This is a genomic window from Anaeromassilibacillus sp. 1001302B_160321_C8 (assembly GCF_015554745.1).
Lineage (GTDB): Bacteria > Bacillota > Clostridia > Oscillospirales > Acutalibacteraceae > Anaeromassilibacillus > Anaeromassilibacillus stercoravium.
In genome coordinates this window covers 1-17,465 of the sequence record NZ_JADNJD010000023.1, presented here as the reverse complement: position 1 = coordinate 17,465, position 17,465 = coordinate 1, and the positions used below count along the sequence as shown (strand labels likewise).

Genomic DNA, 17,465 nt, shown 5'->3' with positions numbered 1-17,465 from the left:
AAGGAATGTTTTATAAAAGCCCTGCGCCGGATAAACTGCCGCTGATACCGTACGCGCCCGGCAGGGTTGCCGGGCGCATAGCCGCATTGGCTATAGGATCGGTGTTTTATTCTGCAACAATGTCGCAGGTGAAGTTCTCATAGCCCTCTGCCTCGACCACCACATGATAGGTCGTGCCGGACTGGAAGCTCCCGCTTCCGATGCGGATCTCATTGTCTGCAAGGGGCAGCTGGTAGGTTTGATTGGAATCGAAGGTGATGTAATCTGTTTTGGAATACTCCACCCCATTGACTGTGACTCTCTGCACAGCGGCCTTCCATGCATCGACCGTGTCAAAGTCCTCCTGGAAGGAGATGGTGTAATAGTCACTGTAGAACGCCTTTTCCGGCTCTCCATAGACGGTCGGAGCAGCGAGCTTCTCCGGCTCCGCCGGGCCCCATTCCGCATCCTCGTCCACCTGGCCGGCATAGACCAACAGCACGCCGTGATAATGCTTTGCTTGGTATGCGTTTCCCGCATCCTCCGGCAGGTAACCGGCGATCAGGAACTGTTCTTCATTTTCGGAACCGGCCGGCAGCGGCTCTTCCGAGGTAAACGGCTGGAATGCGGCCGTCTCGCCCTCTTCCAGTGACGCTTCGTTGAGGTTTACATTTGGGACCTTCTCCCAATTGCCTTCACTGTTCTTCTGATAGACAAAAATTTTCAGTTTGTCCTTCAAAATATAATTTGACGCATCGCAAGCTACCTGTTCGCCGGTCTGGGTGACTTTTTCGCCGTAGACATCGCCGTTAACCGTCACATTTTCCACTGTGATCTCGTCCACATCAACTTTCCCGTCCGGCCCATCGTCCACCATCTGGAACAAAACCTGCGCTGGCAGGGTTCCCTCATTGCGGACCGTCACCGGATGGAAATAAACCGGTACCGGGGAATATCCCTCTGTATTTGCGTTGACGATGTTCCCATCGGCTTCGGCCAGCTCTTCTGCAAATGCCTCCTCGGTCATTGGACGGAGGTTCTCAAAATCGATCTTTTGCTCGTCCGGCTCCGCCTGATCCGGTGTGACCGTAATATCCAGCTTTCCCGCACTGAAATTTGTTGCAAGCGGTTCTGTGTCGTTGAACCAAGCCATCGTAACGCCCGCCGTAATACACAGGGCTGTCAATACTGCCCCAACGGACAGTACCAATCGTTTTCCGTTCTTTCTCATGTTGCGTCTTCCCTTCATTCGATCTCTTTTGTTTCCTATTTGCGTATTCTTAGTCGAATCTAACTGCTGAAAGCAGCACTTGCCGTGCAGTTAAACGCAAGTTAGCAGAAGCTAACAAAAGGGTATCGTTTCCCGGAAAACTCTTCTTTAGGATAGCACCTTCCATTTTCCTTGTCAATTCAAAAATCCCGAAATTTGGAAATCTTTTTGGGAAATGGTTCCTGGTCGTAAAATACATAGAAGCCTGATTTTTTTGAAAAATCAGGCTTCCCAAATATTCTATATTTATTTCTTTTCCCGGCGTTGTTTTGCCGCGGCAATCAGCCCCTTAAAAAGGGGATGCGGGCGGTTCGGGCGGGATTTAAACTCCGGATGGAACTGGGCTGCGATAAACCAGGGATGATCCGGCAATTCCATCATCTCGACGATCCGGCCGTCCGGCGATTTCCCGGAGAAGCATACACCAGCCTCTTCCAAAACTTCCCGGAAATCGTTGTTCACCTCAAAGCGATGGCGATGCCGTTCCTCAATCAACGGCTCCCCATACAGAGCAGCTGCTTTCGAACCCTCTTCCAGCTTGCAGGGATATTTTCCCAAGCGCATGGTGCCTCCCAACTGCACCACATCCTTTTGTTCCGGCATCAAGTCGATCACCGGGTGCTGGGTCTGCGGGTCGAATTCCACGGAATTTGCATCGGCATAGCCGAGCACATGCCGCGCATATTCGACCACAGCCAGCTGCATTCCCAGGCAGATCCCCAAAAACGGGATTTTCTGTTCGCGCGCATACCGGATCGCCTCAATTTTCCCCTCTACGCCGCGCTGTCCAAAGCCGCCGGGGACCAAAATGCCATCGGCATCCCCAAGGATTTCCGCCACATTTGCAAACGTAATCTGCTCGGAATCCACCCATTGGATCTTGACCTTCACTTCGTTTCCAATGCCGCCATGGGTGAGCGCTTCCGCTACGCTGAGATAGGCGTCGTGCAATTCGATGTATTTTCCTACCAGCGCGATGGTCACCTCGGATTTCAGATTCATCGCGGTATCCACCATGGAGATCCATTCGCCCAAATCAGGCCCGTTCGTATCCAAACCAAAGTGGCGGCAGACAATATCGTCCAGCCGTTCGTCCCGCAAAGCCAGAGGGACCGCATACAAAAGCGGCAGGTCCAGGTTTTCAATGACGCAATCCTCGCGCACATTGCAGAACAGGGCAATCTTTTTCTTCTGCTCCTCCCCTACCGGCTTCTCCGAGCGCAGGACAATCACATCCGGCTGGATACCCAAGCTCAAAAGCTCTTTCACGCTGTGCTGTGTGGGCTTTGTCTTTTGCTCATGGGAGCAGGCGATATACGGGACCAACGTCACATGGATAAACAGGCAGTTGGCACGGCCCACCTCGACCGCAAACTGGCGGATCGCCTCTAAAAACGGCAGGCTTTCAATGTCGCCCACCGTCCCGCCGACCTCGATCAGCGCAACATCCACGTTTTCCTTTCCCGCGGAAATGCGCGCCTTAATTTCATTTGTGATATGAGGGATCACCTGTACCGTTCCGCCGCCATAGTCGCCGTTGCGCTCCTTCTGGATTACATTCCAGTAGACGCGGCCCGACGTCACGTTACTGTTTTGCGACAGATTTTCGTCGATAAAGCGCTCATAGTGCCCCAAATCCAGATCCGTCTCCGCACCATCGTCTGTGACGAATACCTCGCCATGCTGGAACGGGTTCATGGTTCCGGGGTCCACATTCAAATACGGGTCAAATTTCTGCATGGTCACGCGCAGGCCGCGCGCTTTTAATAGCCTCCCCAGGGAAGCCGCTGTGATCCCCTTCCCCAAACCGGAGACAACGCCTCCTGTGACAAAAATATACTTTACGGACATATTCTCCCTCCTATGCGGAATTCCAAACAAAATCTTTCAGAATTCCTCTTTTTTATTCACTTTCTGCGCATTTTCTGCAACTTTCTTTAACCGTTCTTGCAAAAACATAAAAAATTATATCGCCTACCACATCGATTTGTCAATGCAATAGGCGATATTTTATAAGTAGAAATCTTGGGGAAATTCTCCCGCTATTTTGTCCAAATAATGCAAGGGCTTATTTTAGTATGGTAAACAGGGAACCGATCAAGGGCAACGGCTCTTCCCGGTCCTGCACGGCATGCATAACGCCGACAATAATCAAAGCGGCAACCGCTCCAAACTGCGCCAGTTGGACCAGCCCAACAAGGGTGCTTCCCAGCTGCGCAAAGACCATAACCCCGCCCAGCGCCACAGAAAATAGGGACGTAAACAGGCTGCTGAGCAAGCTGACCACCAGCCCCAGTACCACCTCAAAGATGGTGAGGAGGATCCCCTGGTTCACATGATAGCGCACCTTTGGATTATGCCCATCGGCGATCAGCCCCACCAGCCATAGGAAGCTAAAATAGGACAAGATATTGAACAATTTGATCGTCTCCGGATTGAGGGGCGCCCGCGTTTTGGGTGGCTCTGGCGGCGGATACCCGCCATAAGGCGGCTGATAGGGCTGCTGTCCCGGCTTCTCATAGGGGGACTGGTACGGCGGGGGCGTTTGCCCATCATAAGGCGGCTGAGAACCGTAGGGCGGCTGATAGGGCGGCTGCGGCGTTGGAGGGGTTTGCTGCCCCTCCTGCCCACCCTGCTGGTTTGGCTGATTGTTCTCATTCATGGTGATTTTCTCTCCTTAGTCGTTGGGGAAAAGCGCATTACTCCGCGTGGTAAGTGGTGATCTCCGCGCTTTCAATGGTCACATCCGTTGTCGGCTTATCGTTTTCATCCGTTTCCACCGCAGCAATCTGGTCAACAACGGCCATATCCTCTTCAAACACCTGGCCGAATACCGTGTGCTTGTAGTCGAGGTGCGGCGTGCCGCCGACTTCCTTATAAAGGTCAATCGCCTTTTGCAGGACCGCTTTCTGATCCTCCGGAACCCCATTCATATATTCCTGGTTCAGCGTGTTATTGAGCCCGTCAACGTAGGCGTTCAGCTCCTCCTGGCTTGCGCCGGAAGCCGCCTTCTCGTTCAGCATCAGCGTCGCCTTGCAGGTTTCACGGTTCATATACATGGTGGTCATCATGGATTCCGCTGTATCATCCGTGACGGTATCCTTGCACTGCACAATAAAAAACTGGCTGCCGTTGGTGTCCACGCCGGAATTTGCCATGGAAAGCGCGCCGCGCAGATTGATGAGGTTCGTATTGAATTCATCCTCAAACGGCTCGCCCCAGATGCTCTCGCCGCCGCTTCCGGTGGCCGTCGGGTCGCCGCCTTGGATCATGAAGTTATCAATGACACGGTGGAATACAATCCCATTGTAATAGCCATCGTTGATCAAGCCCTTGAAATTCTCCACCGCTTTGGGCGCTGCATCCGGGAACAGGCGGATCCGGATATCCCCCATCGAGGTGTGCAGCACGGCGATCTCTTCGCCGTCCGCGGGCTTCTCCAGCTGATACCCGACCTCTTTGCCGTCATCGGGGCGTACATGGTCCTCCGCGTCCGCCGGGATCTCCACTGTTTCCGTTGAAGCCTCTGAAGATGTGGCAGACTCGGTCTGGGAAGCGCTGCTGGTCTCCTCCGAAGAAGTATCCGTATCCCCGGAACAGGCTGTCAGGGAAACAATCAATGCGCACGCCAACAGTGCGCTGATTACTCTACGTCTCTTATTGTTCATGTTCAAAACTCTCTCTTTCTTAGCAATCAGATTTTCCCTTTTGGATGGGACAACATGACAATCATAGTATATTCTCGGTAAATATGCAAGATAAGCCGTCGGAAATTCACAAAAAAATCACTTTTGCGGCAGGCACGCTGCGGAAATGCACAAAGAAAACTGCCTGCGGCCCTCCTTCCGAACGAATGCCACCGCCTTAAAACGCATATAGATAACCATGTAAGAGATAAGGAGGGTTCAAAATGGTTGAATACTATCCCGAGGGCTGGCTGATCGATACGGCAGAAAACCGCGCCGCGCTGCAAAGCACCGCTGCACTGATCGAAGCCTGCCGTACGGGTCAAATTTTGGAGGGGCGCGCGCTGGTATGCGACAGTTCGCACAACCTGCTCGTGGATTTGGGATGCGTCAAAGGGATTATCCCGCGCGATGAGGGGGCCCTTGGGATTCGCGAAGGCACGGTGCGCGACATCGCCATCATCTCCCGCGTAAACCGGCCCGTCTGCTTCGTTGTGACCGGCTTTCAGAAGGATGGGGACGGCCGCACAACCGCGCTGCTTTCCCGCAGGGCCGCGCAGGAAAAATGCCGGGAGGCGTTCATCCGCCGCCTGGTCCCGGGCGACATCATCAACGCCCAGATCACCCATTTGGAAAACTTCGGGGCATTTGCAGACATTGGCTGCGGAATTGTCTCCCTGCTTCCCATCGACGCCGTTTCGGTCTCCCGCATCGATCATCCCCGCGAACGGTTTACCGTTGGCATGAACATCCGGGCGGTGGTGAAGTCCATTGAAAACGGCCGCATCACTCTGAGCCACAAGGAGCTGCTCGGCACCTGGGAGGAAAACGTCGCCCTGTTTTCCGCAGGGGAGACCGTCGCCGGGATTGTGCGCTCCGTGGAACCATATGGGATCTTTGTAGAGCTATCGCCCAACCTGGCGGGATTGGCGGAAACCCGCGAGGACGTCATCCCCGGCCAGCAGGCAAGCGTCTACATAAAGAGCATCCTCCCCGCGCGGATGAAGGTGAAATTGGTCATCATCGACACCTTTGATTATCATTACCGGCCCGCGCCGCCAAAATACTTTTATGAAGGGGAACATATCGACCGCTTTGTCTATTCCCCGGAGGGCAGCGAAAAGGAGGTTATCACCGATTTTACGTTGCAGCCCCACGAAGCGCTTTCCTAGAAGATCGCACCCATTGGGCGTGGCAAAAATTGCCACGCCCTTTTAAGCATGGATACATTCGGCCATTCTGCATTGGAAACCAGTGAAAAATATGGTATACTTTCTCTCAAGAAAGGCGGAATGTATCATGGAGTATCGCGAAATTTTGGAAAATGCTCGAAAAACAATGGCCCCGAATTGCCGGGTATGCCGCGAATGCAACGGCATTGCCTGCCGCGGAGAAATCCCGGGAACCGGCGGCAAGGGTACGGGGAGCTCTTTTACACACAGCTACGAATATTTGGCAAGCATCAAAATCCACATGGATTTGCTCTACACCGACCGGGGGCAGGACACCTCTTGTTCCTTCTTTGATAAAACGTTCGCGGGCCCGGTGTTTGCCGCACCCATCAGCGGCCTGTCCAACAACTATAATGGCTACTTAAACGAAAAAACCTACGCGGAAGCGTTAGTGCCCGGGACGATTGCGGCAGGATGCGCCGCGTTCACCGGGGATGGCGCGGCGGATTACTATTTTACCGACCCGCTCACCGCCGTGGCAGCGGCAGGCGGCGCCGCTGTCCCGACCATAAAACCCTGGGACCGGGAGAAGGTCCTGGAAAAAATCCATCTGGCCGAGCAAGCTGGCGCAATGGCGCTCTGCATGGACATCGACTCTGCCGGGCTCCCTCTCCTAGCTGCCGCCGGGAAACCGGTCTGCTCGAAGGATGTAGACGAATTGAAAGCAATCCTCGCGTCCACCAAACTCCCGTTCCTGCTCAAGGGCATTATGACGCCGGAGGGTGCCAGGAAGGCCGTTGAAACCGGCGCCTATGGCATCGTGGTGTCCAATCACGGCGGGCGCGTTTTGGACCATACCCCGGCGCCGGCGGAGATGCTTCCCGCCATCCGGGACGCCGTGGGCACACGGGTCAAAATTTTCGTGGATGGCGCCATCCGCACCGGCGTAGACGTCTTTAAAGCGCTCGCTTTGGGGGCCGACGCTGTCCTGATCGGGCGGCCTTATGTGGTTGCCGCCTGTGGAGGCGGCGCAGAGGGCGTAACGGTGTACACCCAGAAAGTCCTCGCGGAGCTGCGCGATGTGATGAAAATGACCGGCTGCGCAACGCTTTCAGACATTACCAGGGATAAAATCACTTGGAACCGCTGAAATCCACCGCACGAAATCCGCTGCATCCGCTTTCCCGCAAAGTACGTGGCAAACGATTGGCACCCTTAGAGTTTTTTCGGGGAACGGGCTGAACGGGACAAAGAAAATGTGGCCGGAAAACGGCCGGCAACGGGATGTCCCGCTGCCGGCCGTCTTTGTATTCTTTTCGGAAGGAAATCCGATCGGGCCGTATCTCAAGCGCCCAGTTTTGCTGCAAAATCGGCCATTGCCTCCGAGATTTTCAACTGCTGCGGGCAGACCGCTTCGCAGCTCCGGCATCCAATGCAGGCGCTCGGCTGCTTCTCCTTGGGAATCGTGGAGACCACCATGGGCGCGATAAAGCCGCCTCCGGTAAAACTATGCTCATTATACAGCGCCAACAACGATGGAATGTCAAGCCCCTGCGGGCAGTGGCTGACGCAGTAGTGGCAGGCTGTGCAGGGCAGCGCGCTCTTGCTCACCATTCCCTGGGCCATCTCCAGCAGGCCCTCCATCTCCCCTGCACTCAGGGGCTTTTCCTCCGCAAAGGTAGCGATGTTTGCCTTCATCTGTTCCATGTCGGACATACCGGACAAAATCATCGTCACGCTCGGGATGCTCTGCAAAAAGCGGAACGCCCAAGCGGGGATGGTCTCCTCCGGACGCATAGCCTTCAGTGGCGCGGCCTCCTGCTCGGAGAGGCGGGCCAGCCGTCCGCCGCGCAGCGGCTCCATCACCCAGACAGGGATATGGTACTCGTTGAGCAAATCCACCTTTTCCTTGCCGTTTTGGAACGTCCAGTCTATATAGTTGATCTGTAGCTGGCAGAACTCCATGTGGCTGCCGTAAGCCTCCAGGAACCGCTTCAACACGGGGAGATTCCCATGGCAGGAGAAGCCCAAATGCCGGATCCGGCCGTTCTTCTTCTGTTCCATCAGATACTCGAAGATGCCATACTGCGGGTCCAGATAGGCATCGATATTCATCTCGCAGACATTGTGGAACAGATAGAAATCAAAATAATCCACGCCGCATTTTTTCAGCTGTTCTTCAAAGATCTCCTGGACCTTGCCCATGTTGGAAAGGTCATAGCCAGGGAACTTGTCCGCCAGATAGAACGTTTCCCGGGGATATTGCGCCAAAGCCTTGCCAAGGACAAGCTCCGATTGGCCGCTGTGATAGCCCCAAGCGGTATCGTAGTAGTTGACGCCGTGCGCCATCGCATAGCCGACCATCTCAGCGGCGGCCTTTTCATCCACTTTCGCGTCGTCGCCGTTCAACACCGGCAATCACATACAGCCCATGCCCAACGCCGATAATTTCAAATCTTGAAACGTCTTATACACCATATTGCTTTCACTCCTTTTTTCCTAGTTGCCGCATTTTATAGATAAATCTAACTTTATTTTACTGCAACCCAGCCGTTTTTTCAATGGAATCCAAAAGCGGGCAAATGGCTTTCCTTCACAGCATCGCATTTGGTCTCCCTTTTCTATCCTGTGGGAATTTTCATATCCATCAGGATAAAGCAGCCTATCCATAAAAGACGGCCTGGAAATCCAAGCATACTGGACTTTCGGCCACTTTATCCGGCAAACGCCTCTCAGCAGAGATCATGTAGAGTCGTATGGTGCAGGAGCGCTTGTATCCGGTCTACCAGCATATGCAGTGCCACTTGGTTTTCCCCGCCTTCCGGGACGATGATGTCCGCATACCGTTTGCTCGGTTCGACAAACTTCTCATGCATCGGTTTTACCGTACTCGTGTACTGCTGAAGCACAGAATCCATGCTGCGTCCCCGCTCTTTCACATCGCGCAGCAGGCGGCGGATCAAACGGATATCTGCATCCGTATCGACAAACACCTTGATATCCATCAGATCGCGCAGCTGTTCATTCGCAAAGATCAAGATCCCTTCCAGGATAATCACCGGCGCGGGCTCCACATGGACAGTATGCTCCGTGCGGGAATGCGTGACGAAGGAATATTCCGGATGGTCGACCGCCTGAAAGTTTTTGAGCTTTTTTACATCCGTAATCATTTGATCGGTATCAAACGCATCCGGGTGGTCGTAATTCCTTTTGGCCCGCTCTTCGAATGGGATCTCCGTATTTGCACGATAATAAAAATCGTGGGACAGGATCAGCGCATCTTCCGCGATAGCTGCCTTCAATTTATTGGCCAACGTCGTTTTGCCGGAGCCCGTTCCTCCCGCAATGCCAACCACAAGAGGCGAACGGTCCAAAGCCTCATCCCTCCTCAAAGCAAAATATCCTGCAAGCGGCGCTTGGGGACATAATGCACGTCGTTTTCATCGCGGTAATAATCGGTGGAACCGTCCTCCCCCACCTCGGTTAGGACAATGGTTTCATCCGGCTTACCCAAGGCAACCAAAAGCACCGGCGTCAGGTGGTCTGCCAGGCTGAGCGCCTGCTTCACCTCATCCGGATTGTAATTGCCGATCATGCAGCCGCCCAGCCCTTTTTCTACAGCGGCCAGAAGCATGGTCTGCGCCACGATTCCGACATCCTTCTGAAACCGCTGGAGCGCCGGATTCAGGTTGGTATCCTGGCAGATGACAATAAAGGCTGTTGGGCAATGGCCCGGGTGCGGCAGGGTCATCTGCGGCAAGGCGCGGGCCCATTTTGTGAGCGGCTGAATCTTAGCCACCGTCTCAGGCTCACAGGCCAAATAGTATTTGAACGGCTGCATGTTGACGCTGGAAGGCGTATAGCGCGTGCAATCCACCAGGTCTTCCAGCTCTTCCCTTGTAATTTTGCGGCTTTCATCGAATCCTCGGTAACTTCGGTTCTGTTTTAACAATTCTTTCAGCAAGAAAATCCCTCGTTTCTCCACCCCGCAGGGGACTCTTTTTTTCTTATTTTAATCCAGCCGGATCATCCTTGCAAGGGCACAGCCCTCTAAACCCATATGTATATATTGAATTTTTATACATATTTTGTTTAAGAAACACCACCTATATTGCATTGTTTTTGCGTGTTTCCTCCCCTATCCTTTGTGAATTTTATGCAATTTCGCACAGAGTTCACAGTTCGTTAACACAAGAATTCTTGCTAAAATATTCGAAATGTTATATACTTAATTATATTAGTTAATTGTTTTGGGCAAAAAGGAACCCGGTGGGACGGGAAAGAAGGATCTGCCGGTCTCGCCCCGGGGGAGTTTCGTGCGATGTCTCCCCCTATTATCATACTTGGAAAAGGGGAATCAGAATGGCAAAAAACGAGAACAACGAATTCTTTGAAATTACGCCGGAGATTTTGGAGTTGACTGAACTTTGTAAATCGCATAGTACCATCGACACCAGCCTATATGCAAAATACGACGTGAAACGCGGCCTCCGCGATATCAACGGAAAGGGCGTATTGACCGGCTTGACGGAAATTTCCGATATTATTTCTTCAAAAGTGGTGGACGGAAAAACGGTACCCTGCGAGGGCAAACTGTACTACCGCGGCATCGACGTGGAAGAGCTGGTCGCAGGCTTCCTCCGCGAAAACCGTTTTGGCTTTGCGGAAACCGTCTATCTTCTGTTGTTTGGTGAACTACCCAATGCGCAGCAGCTGGACGATTTTAAGCAGATTATGAACAAATACCGCACCTTGCCAACCAACTTCGTGCGGGATATTATCATGAAGGCGCCGACCTCCGATATGATGAATACCTTGGCGCGCAGTGTATTGACCCTGTATGCCTACGACGAGAAGGGGAACGACACCTCCCTCCCCAACGTCCTGCGCCAGTGCATCGAACTGATCGCCCTGTTCCCGCAGTTGGCTGTCTATGGCTACCAGGCATACTACCGTGAGCTGCATCCTTCTAACAGCTTTTTCATCCATGCGCCCCAACCGGAACTCTCCATCGCAGAGAATATCCTTTATATGCTGCGTCTGGATCATACGTATACCGATCTGGAAGCCCGCATCCTGGATCTTGCCCTGGTGCTGCATGCGGAGCATGGCGGCGGCAACAATTCGAGCTTTACAACGCACGTCGTCGCTTCTTCCGGTACGGACACCTATTCGGTCATCGCCGCCGCACTTGGCTCCCTGAAAGGGCCGAAACACGGCGGCGCCAATATCAAAGTCGTCAAGATGTTCGAGGACATGAAAAAGAACATCAAGGATTGGACAGATGAGGATGAGATCCGCAGTTACCTGCACGCCCTGCTCAACAAGCAGGCGTTTGACAAGTCCGGCTTAATCTATGGCATGGGCCACGCGGTCTACTCCATTTCCGACCCGCGCGCCAACGTCTTTAAGAAGTTTGTCAAAAAGCTTTCGGAAGAAAAGGGACTCTCCGACGAATACGGCCTGTATTCCCGTGTGGAACGTCTCGCGCCGATCGTAATTGGAGAAGAGCGCAAAACCTATAAGGGCGTCAGCGCCAACATCGATTTCTACAGTGGATTTGTTTATCACATGCTCGGCCTGCCGTCGGAACTCTTTACCCCGGTATTCGCTATGGCGCGTATCGCAGGCTGGAGCGCGCACTTGCTGGAGGAGCAGATCAACGTCGGCAAGATCATCCGCCCTGCATATAAGAGCATTTCCGAGCATCGGAAGTATGTCCCGTTGGAGGAACGCTAAACCGTTTGCTTGAACCAAACCGGTATAAAAAAGCTGCATGGCAGAATGCCATGCAGCTTTTTTATTTGCCGCTTTTATTTATCGCGCGAAGCAAATGCAAACCTGCGCAACGCTTCCCCATTTAAAATCCCGATTTCCCGGTAATGCGTGGCAATCCAGCCACGGCGGACAAAGTCCCCCAAAGTTTTGCTCACCGTTACACGGGAAGCTCCCGCGAGCCCGGCAAGTTCCTCATGGGTACAATGTACCGTATGCCGCTCTTGCGCAGCCGCCAAGTTCAAAAGCAACTGGGCAATCCGCTGGTCTGCTTGAAGGAAGGTCATATGATCCACCTGCGCCGAAAGCATCCGCACCGTGCGCGCCAAATATTCCAGCAAGTCCATCGCCAAAGCAGGCTTCTCACTAAAATATTGCATCAAGTGCGGCCGGTCTACGGCGATAATTTCGGATTGGATCTGGGCCCGTGCGGAAGACATGCGCGGCAGGCGGTCTAAAAAGGCTGCTTCCCCAAAGAGCTTCCCGCTTTCTAAAATGGTCAGTGTCTTTTCCATCCCATTTTCAGAGGTCAGAAAAATTTTTACCCGCCCTGCTTTCAAATAGTAGAGACAATCCGCCCGTTCCCCTTGCAAATAGATCATTTCTCCTTTTGCATAGGTACGCGGCGCTTGGATGGTTTCAAAGATGTGCCAGATATCCTGCTGTAAGTTCAACCCTCCGGAGTCTAAAAAATAATCCGATCCTTCCACAATATCCCTTCTTTCCAGCTTCATTGTATCATTCGCTTTCCTCAAGAGCAAGGTAAATTTTGAAAGCAATAAATTGTGTATTTTAACGGTGTTTTTTTGTTGAATGGTTCTATAAAGTAGATTGAAATTCATTTTAATTTGTGATTATATTATATATAACCTTGAAGTATTTTTTCAACTTTATCAATCATTTGGGGAATCCAAATTTGAATCTGCTATTACAGAAAGGAGGGCCGTATACAAAAAGTCCAAAGCAAACAGCATTTGAAAAAAGGGGGAAACAACAGATTATGAAAAAGAGGCTTACAGCGCTTTTATTAGCGCTGTCCATGGTGCTAACCTGCATCGGATTCTCTCCCACGGCAGCCTTTGCAGCGGAAGAGAACATCGCATTAAACAAACCAGCTACTACAAGCCGCGCCGATTATAATAATCCGGAGATCACCCCATCTATGGCGGTGGATGGAACCACTAGCACACGATGGGCTTCCGGTCCTTATTATCCGCAGCAGCACGGCCCCACAGATGAAAACTGGATCTGCATTGATCTCGGCGCTGTCTATGACATTTCCCGCGTTGTTCTCAATTGGGAAGCCGCTTATTCGCCGGATTACGACATCCAGGTATCCAACGATTACACAACGTTTACCACCATTTACAACGGTTCCGCCAGCGGAGCGTCCGTCCAGAACCTGGAGCTCTCTGGAACAGGCCGTTACATCCGTATGTATGCAAACTCCGTATACCGCCAAGATTACGGCACCTCGCTCTATGAGTTTGAAGTATACGGAACCCTTTCCGAAGAGCAGCCCGTTACAACGGATACGGTCAACGTAGCGATTGAAAGTTCTTCCAATGGTTGGACGATCTGCTCCACTGGCACTTGGGCCCCGAAAGGTGGAGAGGCCCTTATCCGCTTTTTGCCATCGGACAATTGCGAATTGGAATCTGTCTTGGTAAATGGCGAAGAAATGATCGGCCAAGTCCAGGAAGACGGCACGCTCATCTGCCAGGCGGATACCGATTTGTCCATCGTCCCCACCTACCGCCGCGTCCCTTCCTCCCGTTTTGAGGCGGAAAGCACCACGGTCGTCAACGCAGACGGGGAAGTCATCAATGGAAACATTGTTCAGGACGAGCTAGCCAGCGGCGGGGCATACATGGGTAGCACCGGCGGGAAGGGGTTTATCTTGGAGAGCACCACCCAGGCAAACCGCATCTCCGTTGCATATGCCTCCCCAAACACCGCTACGATCCTTGTGTATCTGCTCCAGGACGATGGGAACTACGAAGAGATCGGCGCCATTAACTTCTCGACTACACAGGGATGGTACATGGATTCCCTGAAGATTGCCCAGTCCGACGCTCTCTATATCCCGGAGGGTTCCACGATTAAGCTAGTGCCGCAGGTGGACGTAAACCTGGACTACTTCACGCTCTCCTATGGACCGCTCAATACAGAAGAAAACATTGCCGCCAGCACGGTGCTGGCGAAAAACGCCACTTTGAATGGCGCAACTGTTACGGAAGATATTATGTCCACAATTGGAACGGTTGCCAAGCTGGACCAGGCAGGCCAATCCGTCTCCTTTACCATTCCGGAGGATATCGGGGAAATCAACGTTTATAATCTGAAATACCGCGCAGGATCGGATACACCCATATCCCTCGCAATCAACGACTCTTCAAAGGAAACTACGCTTGCCGCCACCCGTCCCCATTATTATGCGAGCGCAGGCGAAAAAGAAATCCCCCTCCAGTCGGGAGATATCGTGACCGTCACGCTCCTTGAAGATGGAGAGCTGTATCTGGACAGCATCGCCTTTAGCTATGCAAAGCCGATCGACCGTTTCACGGTGGAGCGTTTGCCGGAAGAAGGCGAACGTATCGAACTCAATATGAACGGCATCTGGGAGTGCACGAGTACATCGTTCGCTGCCGGGGACGCTGTCCCGCAGGCGATCCCGCAAACCTTTGACAATTCCATCCCCGTTCCTGGTTTCTGGGATCAGGCGAGCATTGAAATGCCCAATTATGTGACTTCCGCATTGTGGTATCGCACGACGGTCACCCTGCCGGAGGCCCCTACGGGAAATGCGACCCTGCGCATTGGAAAAGCGTACTATGGACGCTATATCTATGTGAATGGACAATATGCCGGCGACTACCAATACAACTATACCTCGTCGAACACAGACATCACCCCCTATCTCCATGCCGGAGAAAACGAAATCGTCATTATGTTGGGGAACTACATCCAGCAAAAAGATGATCCCAACTGCCCAGCACACGTTGGCACTGATGGTGAGCGCAATTCTTTCTATTCGGGTATCATCGACAGCGTGACGCTGATTCTCCATGATAATCCGACGGTCACTGCATTGCAAACCGCGCCCGATCTGGGAAATGGCTCCATCCAGGCCCGCACCACATTGGAAAACACATCGGATACCGATGTGACGACGGACGTCACTTTCCACATCTACGAGCTGGGCGTCTATGAAAACGGGGAACCCACCCAGGAAAAGAAGCTGGTTGGCACATATACGGAACCGGGTGTCACCGTTCCGGCCAACAGCAGCATGAAATTTGACGTCGATGCGATCACCATCGAGGATTGCACAGAGGACAAGTTCTGGACTCCGAGTAACCCCTTCCTGTATGAGATCGAAGTCATCACCAACGGCGACACGTATTCCGACCGCTTTGGTATGCGCACTTTCTACTTTGATCCGGATACAAAACTTCCCATGTTGAATGGCAAAGTGCATTATCTGAATGGCACCAATATCGCCATGAACCGCTTCTATGAGGATCCGCTCCGTGCAGACCATCCCTTTGATCCCGACTGGGCGCGCGCGCTCTATCAGGAGTTTAAGGACATGCACTGGGATTCTTTCCGTTTCCACGTTGGCTTTGCGCCGGACATCTGGTATGACATTGCCGATGAAGAAGGCATGCTGATTATGGACGAATACGCCGTTTTTGGCGGCTGCTCCGATGGCTGCACCCAGGAAACCCTCACGCCGGAAATCCTCACCTGGATGGATGAACGGTGCAATAATCCGTCTTTGATTATCTGGGATATTCAAAACGAGGCGACGAACCTTCCGGAATACTCGGCGACCATTCGTGCGGTGCGCGATTACGACATTCAGAATCGTCCTTGGGACAACGGCTGGACGGAACCGCAGAGCGACACCGACTCCTGCGAATGCCATCCGTACTTGTTCCTCAACAATTCCTTTACCCTTTCCGATTTGAACAGCTTCCCCAACACCGAGATGAAGAGCAGTAACCGGGATTCCTGGGGCAATGACAATCCCAAGATCCTGAATGAGTATGGCTGGCTCTGGCTGGACCGCTATGGCGATCCGACCTCGCTGACCGGCGGATATTACAACACATGGATGCCTGATGCAACACGCGAAGAACGCCTGGAATTCTACGCAAAAGCGATTGCACAGACGACGGAATTCTGGCGTGAGGGACGCCACTATGTGGGCATCATGCACTTTGCTGGCTTGACGTATTCCAAACCGAACGCGGGCGGTGCAACCAGTGACATTCTGATGCCGGATATCACCGATCCGACCGTGCGTCCCTGCATCAAAGAAGCGTTCCGCAATGCGTTTGCACCGGTCGGAATTATCATCAAAGACTGGTCGGAAACCGTCCGGCCGGGCACTGTCAAAGAGCTGCCCGTTACCATCCTCAATGACCTAAACGAAGATCTGGATGGTCTGGAAGTCACCTTGACGGTTGAAAAGGATGGCCAGGAAATCTCCAGCGAGACAAAGACGTACAATATGAAAGCAGCCGGCGATCCGGACGGCGGAGACCGCCAGGTGCAGAACTTTACCGTCCGCATTCCCAGAACGACTACCGGCGAATACACCGTTGTAGCTTCTTATGTCCGCGATGGGGAAACGGTTTCCAGCACACGCACCTGGACCATCGATACTAGTCCGGTCAGCATTGCAGAAGGCAAAGAGGCCTTTGCAAGCCTTGAAGAGGAAGACTATCCTGCCAACAATGTAACGGATGGCAGCGATTCTACCCGCTGGAGTTCCTATATCGAAGGTTCTCCTGCGGAAGACCTCGACAATGCTTGGATCACCATCGATCTCGGCGATACGTACAACATCAATAAGGTTCGTCTCGTTTGGGAAGCGGCCTATGCAACGGAATATCTCATCCAGACTTCAGACGATAACCAAACCTACACGACCATTTATTCCGGCACGGCTTCTGAGGACGGGGAACAGATTTTGGAAGTCCAGGGAACGGGCCGCTATCTCCGCATGCAGGGCGTGTCGCGCAGTACCTCTTTTGGGTATTCCCTGTACACCTTCGATGCATGGGGCGATCTGGTGAATCCTCCAACGTATGATGTCTCCGTGGCAGATGTAACAGGTGGAACGGCGACGGTCACAGTTGACCAAGCCGAAGCCCTGGAAAACGATCTCGTCACTGTTACCGTGGCGGATGTCGAAAGTGGAAAGTACGTCGAATCGGTAACGGTCATTGACGAAGATGGATTTACGGTTGACGTTACCCCGCAGGAAGATGGCACATATACATTTGTCATGCCCCCTTGTGCTGTCACCATCCAAGTCGTTTTGGCTGGCAGCAGTATTGAAGAGCCACAGCTGTTGACGGTGCAGTGGGGCGGCAACGCATCGATGAGCGTCGAGGGCAATGCGGAGGAGATCATCTCCACAGATGCGGTCTACGGCGCAAAGGTGATGCCGGGCGAAGAGCTGGTCTTCACCTTCACCCCGACCAAGGGCGCGTTCTCCGGAGCGCAGCTCAACGGCGAGGACATCGAGTTTGCAGCGGACGGCTGCACGTACACCTTCACGATGCCGAA

General features: G+C 52.9%; 12 protein-coding genes. 4 read left to right on the top strand and 8 right to left on the bottom strand.

Annotated elements, in window-relative coordinates:
* Positions 1-106: 106 nt before the first annotated feature.
* The 4 genes from I2E77_RS12615 to I2E77_RS12600 all read right to left on the bottom strand — a co-directional run bounded on the left by I2E77_RS12615 (position 107) and on the right by I2E77_RS12600 (position 4,917).
* Positions 107-1,210 carry a TasA family protein gene (locus I2E77_RS12615; protein ID WP_172749541.1) on the bottom strand — a complete coding sequence of 368 codons (1,104 nt, stop codon included), beginning with the start codon at positions 1,208-1,210 and terminating at the stop codon, positions 107-109.
* Positions 1,211-1,495: 285 nt separating this feature from the next.
* Positions 1,496-3,100, bottom strand: coding sequence for a CTP synthase (locus I2E77_RS12610; protein ID WP_195451357.1), 1,605 nt, complete (start codon positions 3,098-3,100; stop codon positions 1,496-1,498).
* A 217-nt stretch (positions 3,101-3,317) separates the two neighbouring features.
* A complete protein-coding gene (locus I2E77_RS12605; protein WP_191521477.1) occupies positions 3,318-3,911 on the bottom strand; it encodes a hypothetical protein in 594 nt (197 codons plus the stop codon).
* Between the two features lie 37 nt (positions 3,912-3,948).
* Positions 3,949-4,917, bottom strand: a complete 969-nt coding sequence (locus I2E77_RS12600) for a peptidylprolyl isomerase (RefSeq protein WP_191441582.1) — start codon at positions 4,915-4,917, stop codon at positions 3,949-3,951.
* Between the two features lie 242 nt (positions 4,918-5,159).
* Here I2E77_RS12600 and I2E77_RS12595 point away from each other — a divergent pair, with 242 nt between their 5' ends.
* On the top strand, positions 5,160-6,107 hold the full coding sequence (locus I2E77_RS12595) for a S1 RNA-binding domain-containing protein (RefSeq protein WP_195451356.1): 948 nt from the start codon (positions 5,160-5,162) through the stop codon (positions 6,105-6,107).
* Between the two features lie 127 nt (positions 6,108-6,234).
* On the top strand, positions 6,235-7,257 hold the full coding sequence (locus tag I2E77_RS12590) for an alpha-hydroxy-acid oxidizing protein (RefSeq protein ID WP_191441583.1): 1,023 nt from the start codon (positions 6,235-6,237) through the stop codon (positions 7,255-7,257).
* A 194-nt stretch (positions 7,258-7,451) separates the two neighbouring features.
* On the opposite strand, the gene I2E77_RS12585 is transcribed toward I2E77_RS12590, so the two are convergent.
* The 3 genes from I2E77_RS12585 to I2E77_RS12575 form a co-directional block, all read right to left on the bottom strand.
* Positions 7,452-8,525, bottom strand: coding sequence for an aldo/keto reductase (locus I2E77_RS12585; RefSeq protein WP_237966397.1), 1,074 nt, complete (start codon positions 8,523-8,525; stop codon positions 7,452-7,454).
* Between the two features lie 314 nt (positions 8,526-8,839).
* On the bottom strand, positions 8,840-9,481 hold the full coding sequence (udk, locus tag I2E77_RS12580) for a uridine kinase (RefSeq protein ID WP_191362926.1): 642 nt from the start codon (positions 9,479-9,481) through the stop codon (positions 8,840-8,842).
* 14 nt (positions 9,482-9,495) lie between these two features.
* Entirely contained in the window at positions 9,496-10,071 is a 576-nt protein-coding gene (locus I2E77_RS12575; protein ID WP_087230719.1) for a nitroreductase family protein, read from the bottom strand.
* Between the two features lie 398 nt (positions 10,072-10,469).
* On the opposite strand from I2E77_RS12575, the gene I2E77_RS12570 reads away from it, so the two are divergent.
* Complete coding sequence (locus I2E77_RS12570) at positions 10,470-11,846, top strand: citrate/2-methylcitrate synthase (RefSeq protein WP_195451355.1); 1,377 nt, start codon at positions 10,470-10,472, stop codon at positions 11,844-11,846.
* A 74-nt stretch (positions 11,847-11,920) separates the two neighbouring features.
* Here the strand turns inward: I2E77_RS12570 and I2E77_RS12565 are convergent, their stop codons facing one another.
* Positions 11,921-12,592, bottom strand: coding sequence for a Crp/Fnr family transcriptional regulator (locus I2E77_RS12565; protein ID WP_330608948.1), 672 nt, complete (start codon positions 12,590-12,592; stop codon positions 11,921-11,923).
* A 290-nt stretch (positions 12,593-12,882) separates the two neighbouring features.
* Here I2E77_RS12565 and I2E77_RS12560 point away from each other — a divergent pair.
* Positions 12,883-17,465 (top strand): discoidin domain-containing protein (locus I2E77_RS12560; protein ID WP_195451354.1); only part of this gene is annotated, 4,583 nt, incomplete at its 3' end.

What these genes read in the sequence shown, in the direction of transcription:
- I2E77_RS12615 (WP_172749541.1), bottom strand. Translation starts at nt 1,210, where the DNA reads ATGAGAAAGAACGGAAAACGATTGGTACTGTCCGTTGGGGCAGTATTG.
- I2E77_RS12610 (WP_195451357.1), bottom strand. Translation starts at nt 3,100, where the DNA reads ATGTCCGTAAAGTATATTTTTGTCACAGGAGGCGTTGTCTCCGGTTTG.
- I2E77_RS12605 (WP_191521477.1), bottom strand. Translation starts at nt 3,911, where the DNA reads ATGAATGAGAACAATCAGCCAAACCAGCAGGGTGGGCAGGAGGGGCAG.
- I2E77_RS12600 (WP_191441582.1), bottom strand. Translation starts at nt 4,917, where the DNA reads ATGAACAATAAGAGACGTAGAGTAATCAGCGCACTGTTGGCGTGCGCA.
- I2E77_RS12595 (WP_195451356.1), top strand. Translation starts at nt 5,160, where the DNA reads ATGGTTGAATACTATCCCGAGGGCTGGCTGATCGATACGGCAGAAAAC.
- I2E77_RS12590 (WP_191441583.1), top strand. Translation starts at nt 6,235, where the DNA reads ATGGAGTATCGCGAAATTTTGGAAAATGCTCGAAAAACAATGGCCCCG.
- I2E77_RS12570 (WP_195451355.1), top strand. Translation starts at nt 10,470, where the DNA reads ATGGCAAAAAACGAGAACAACGAATTCTTTGAAATTACGCCGGAGATT.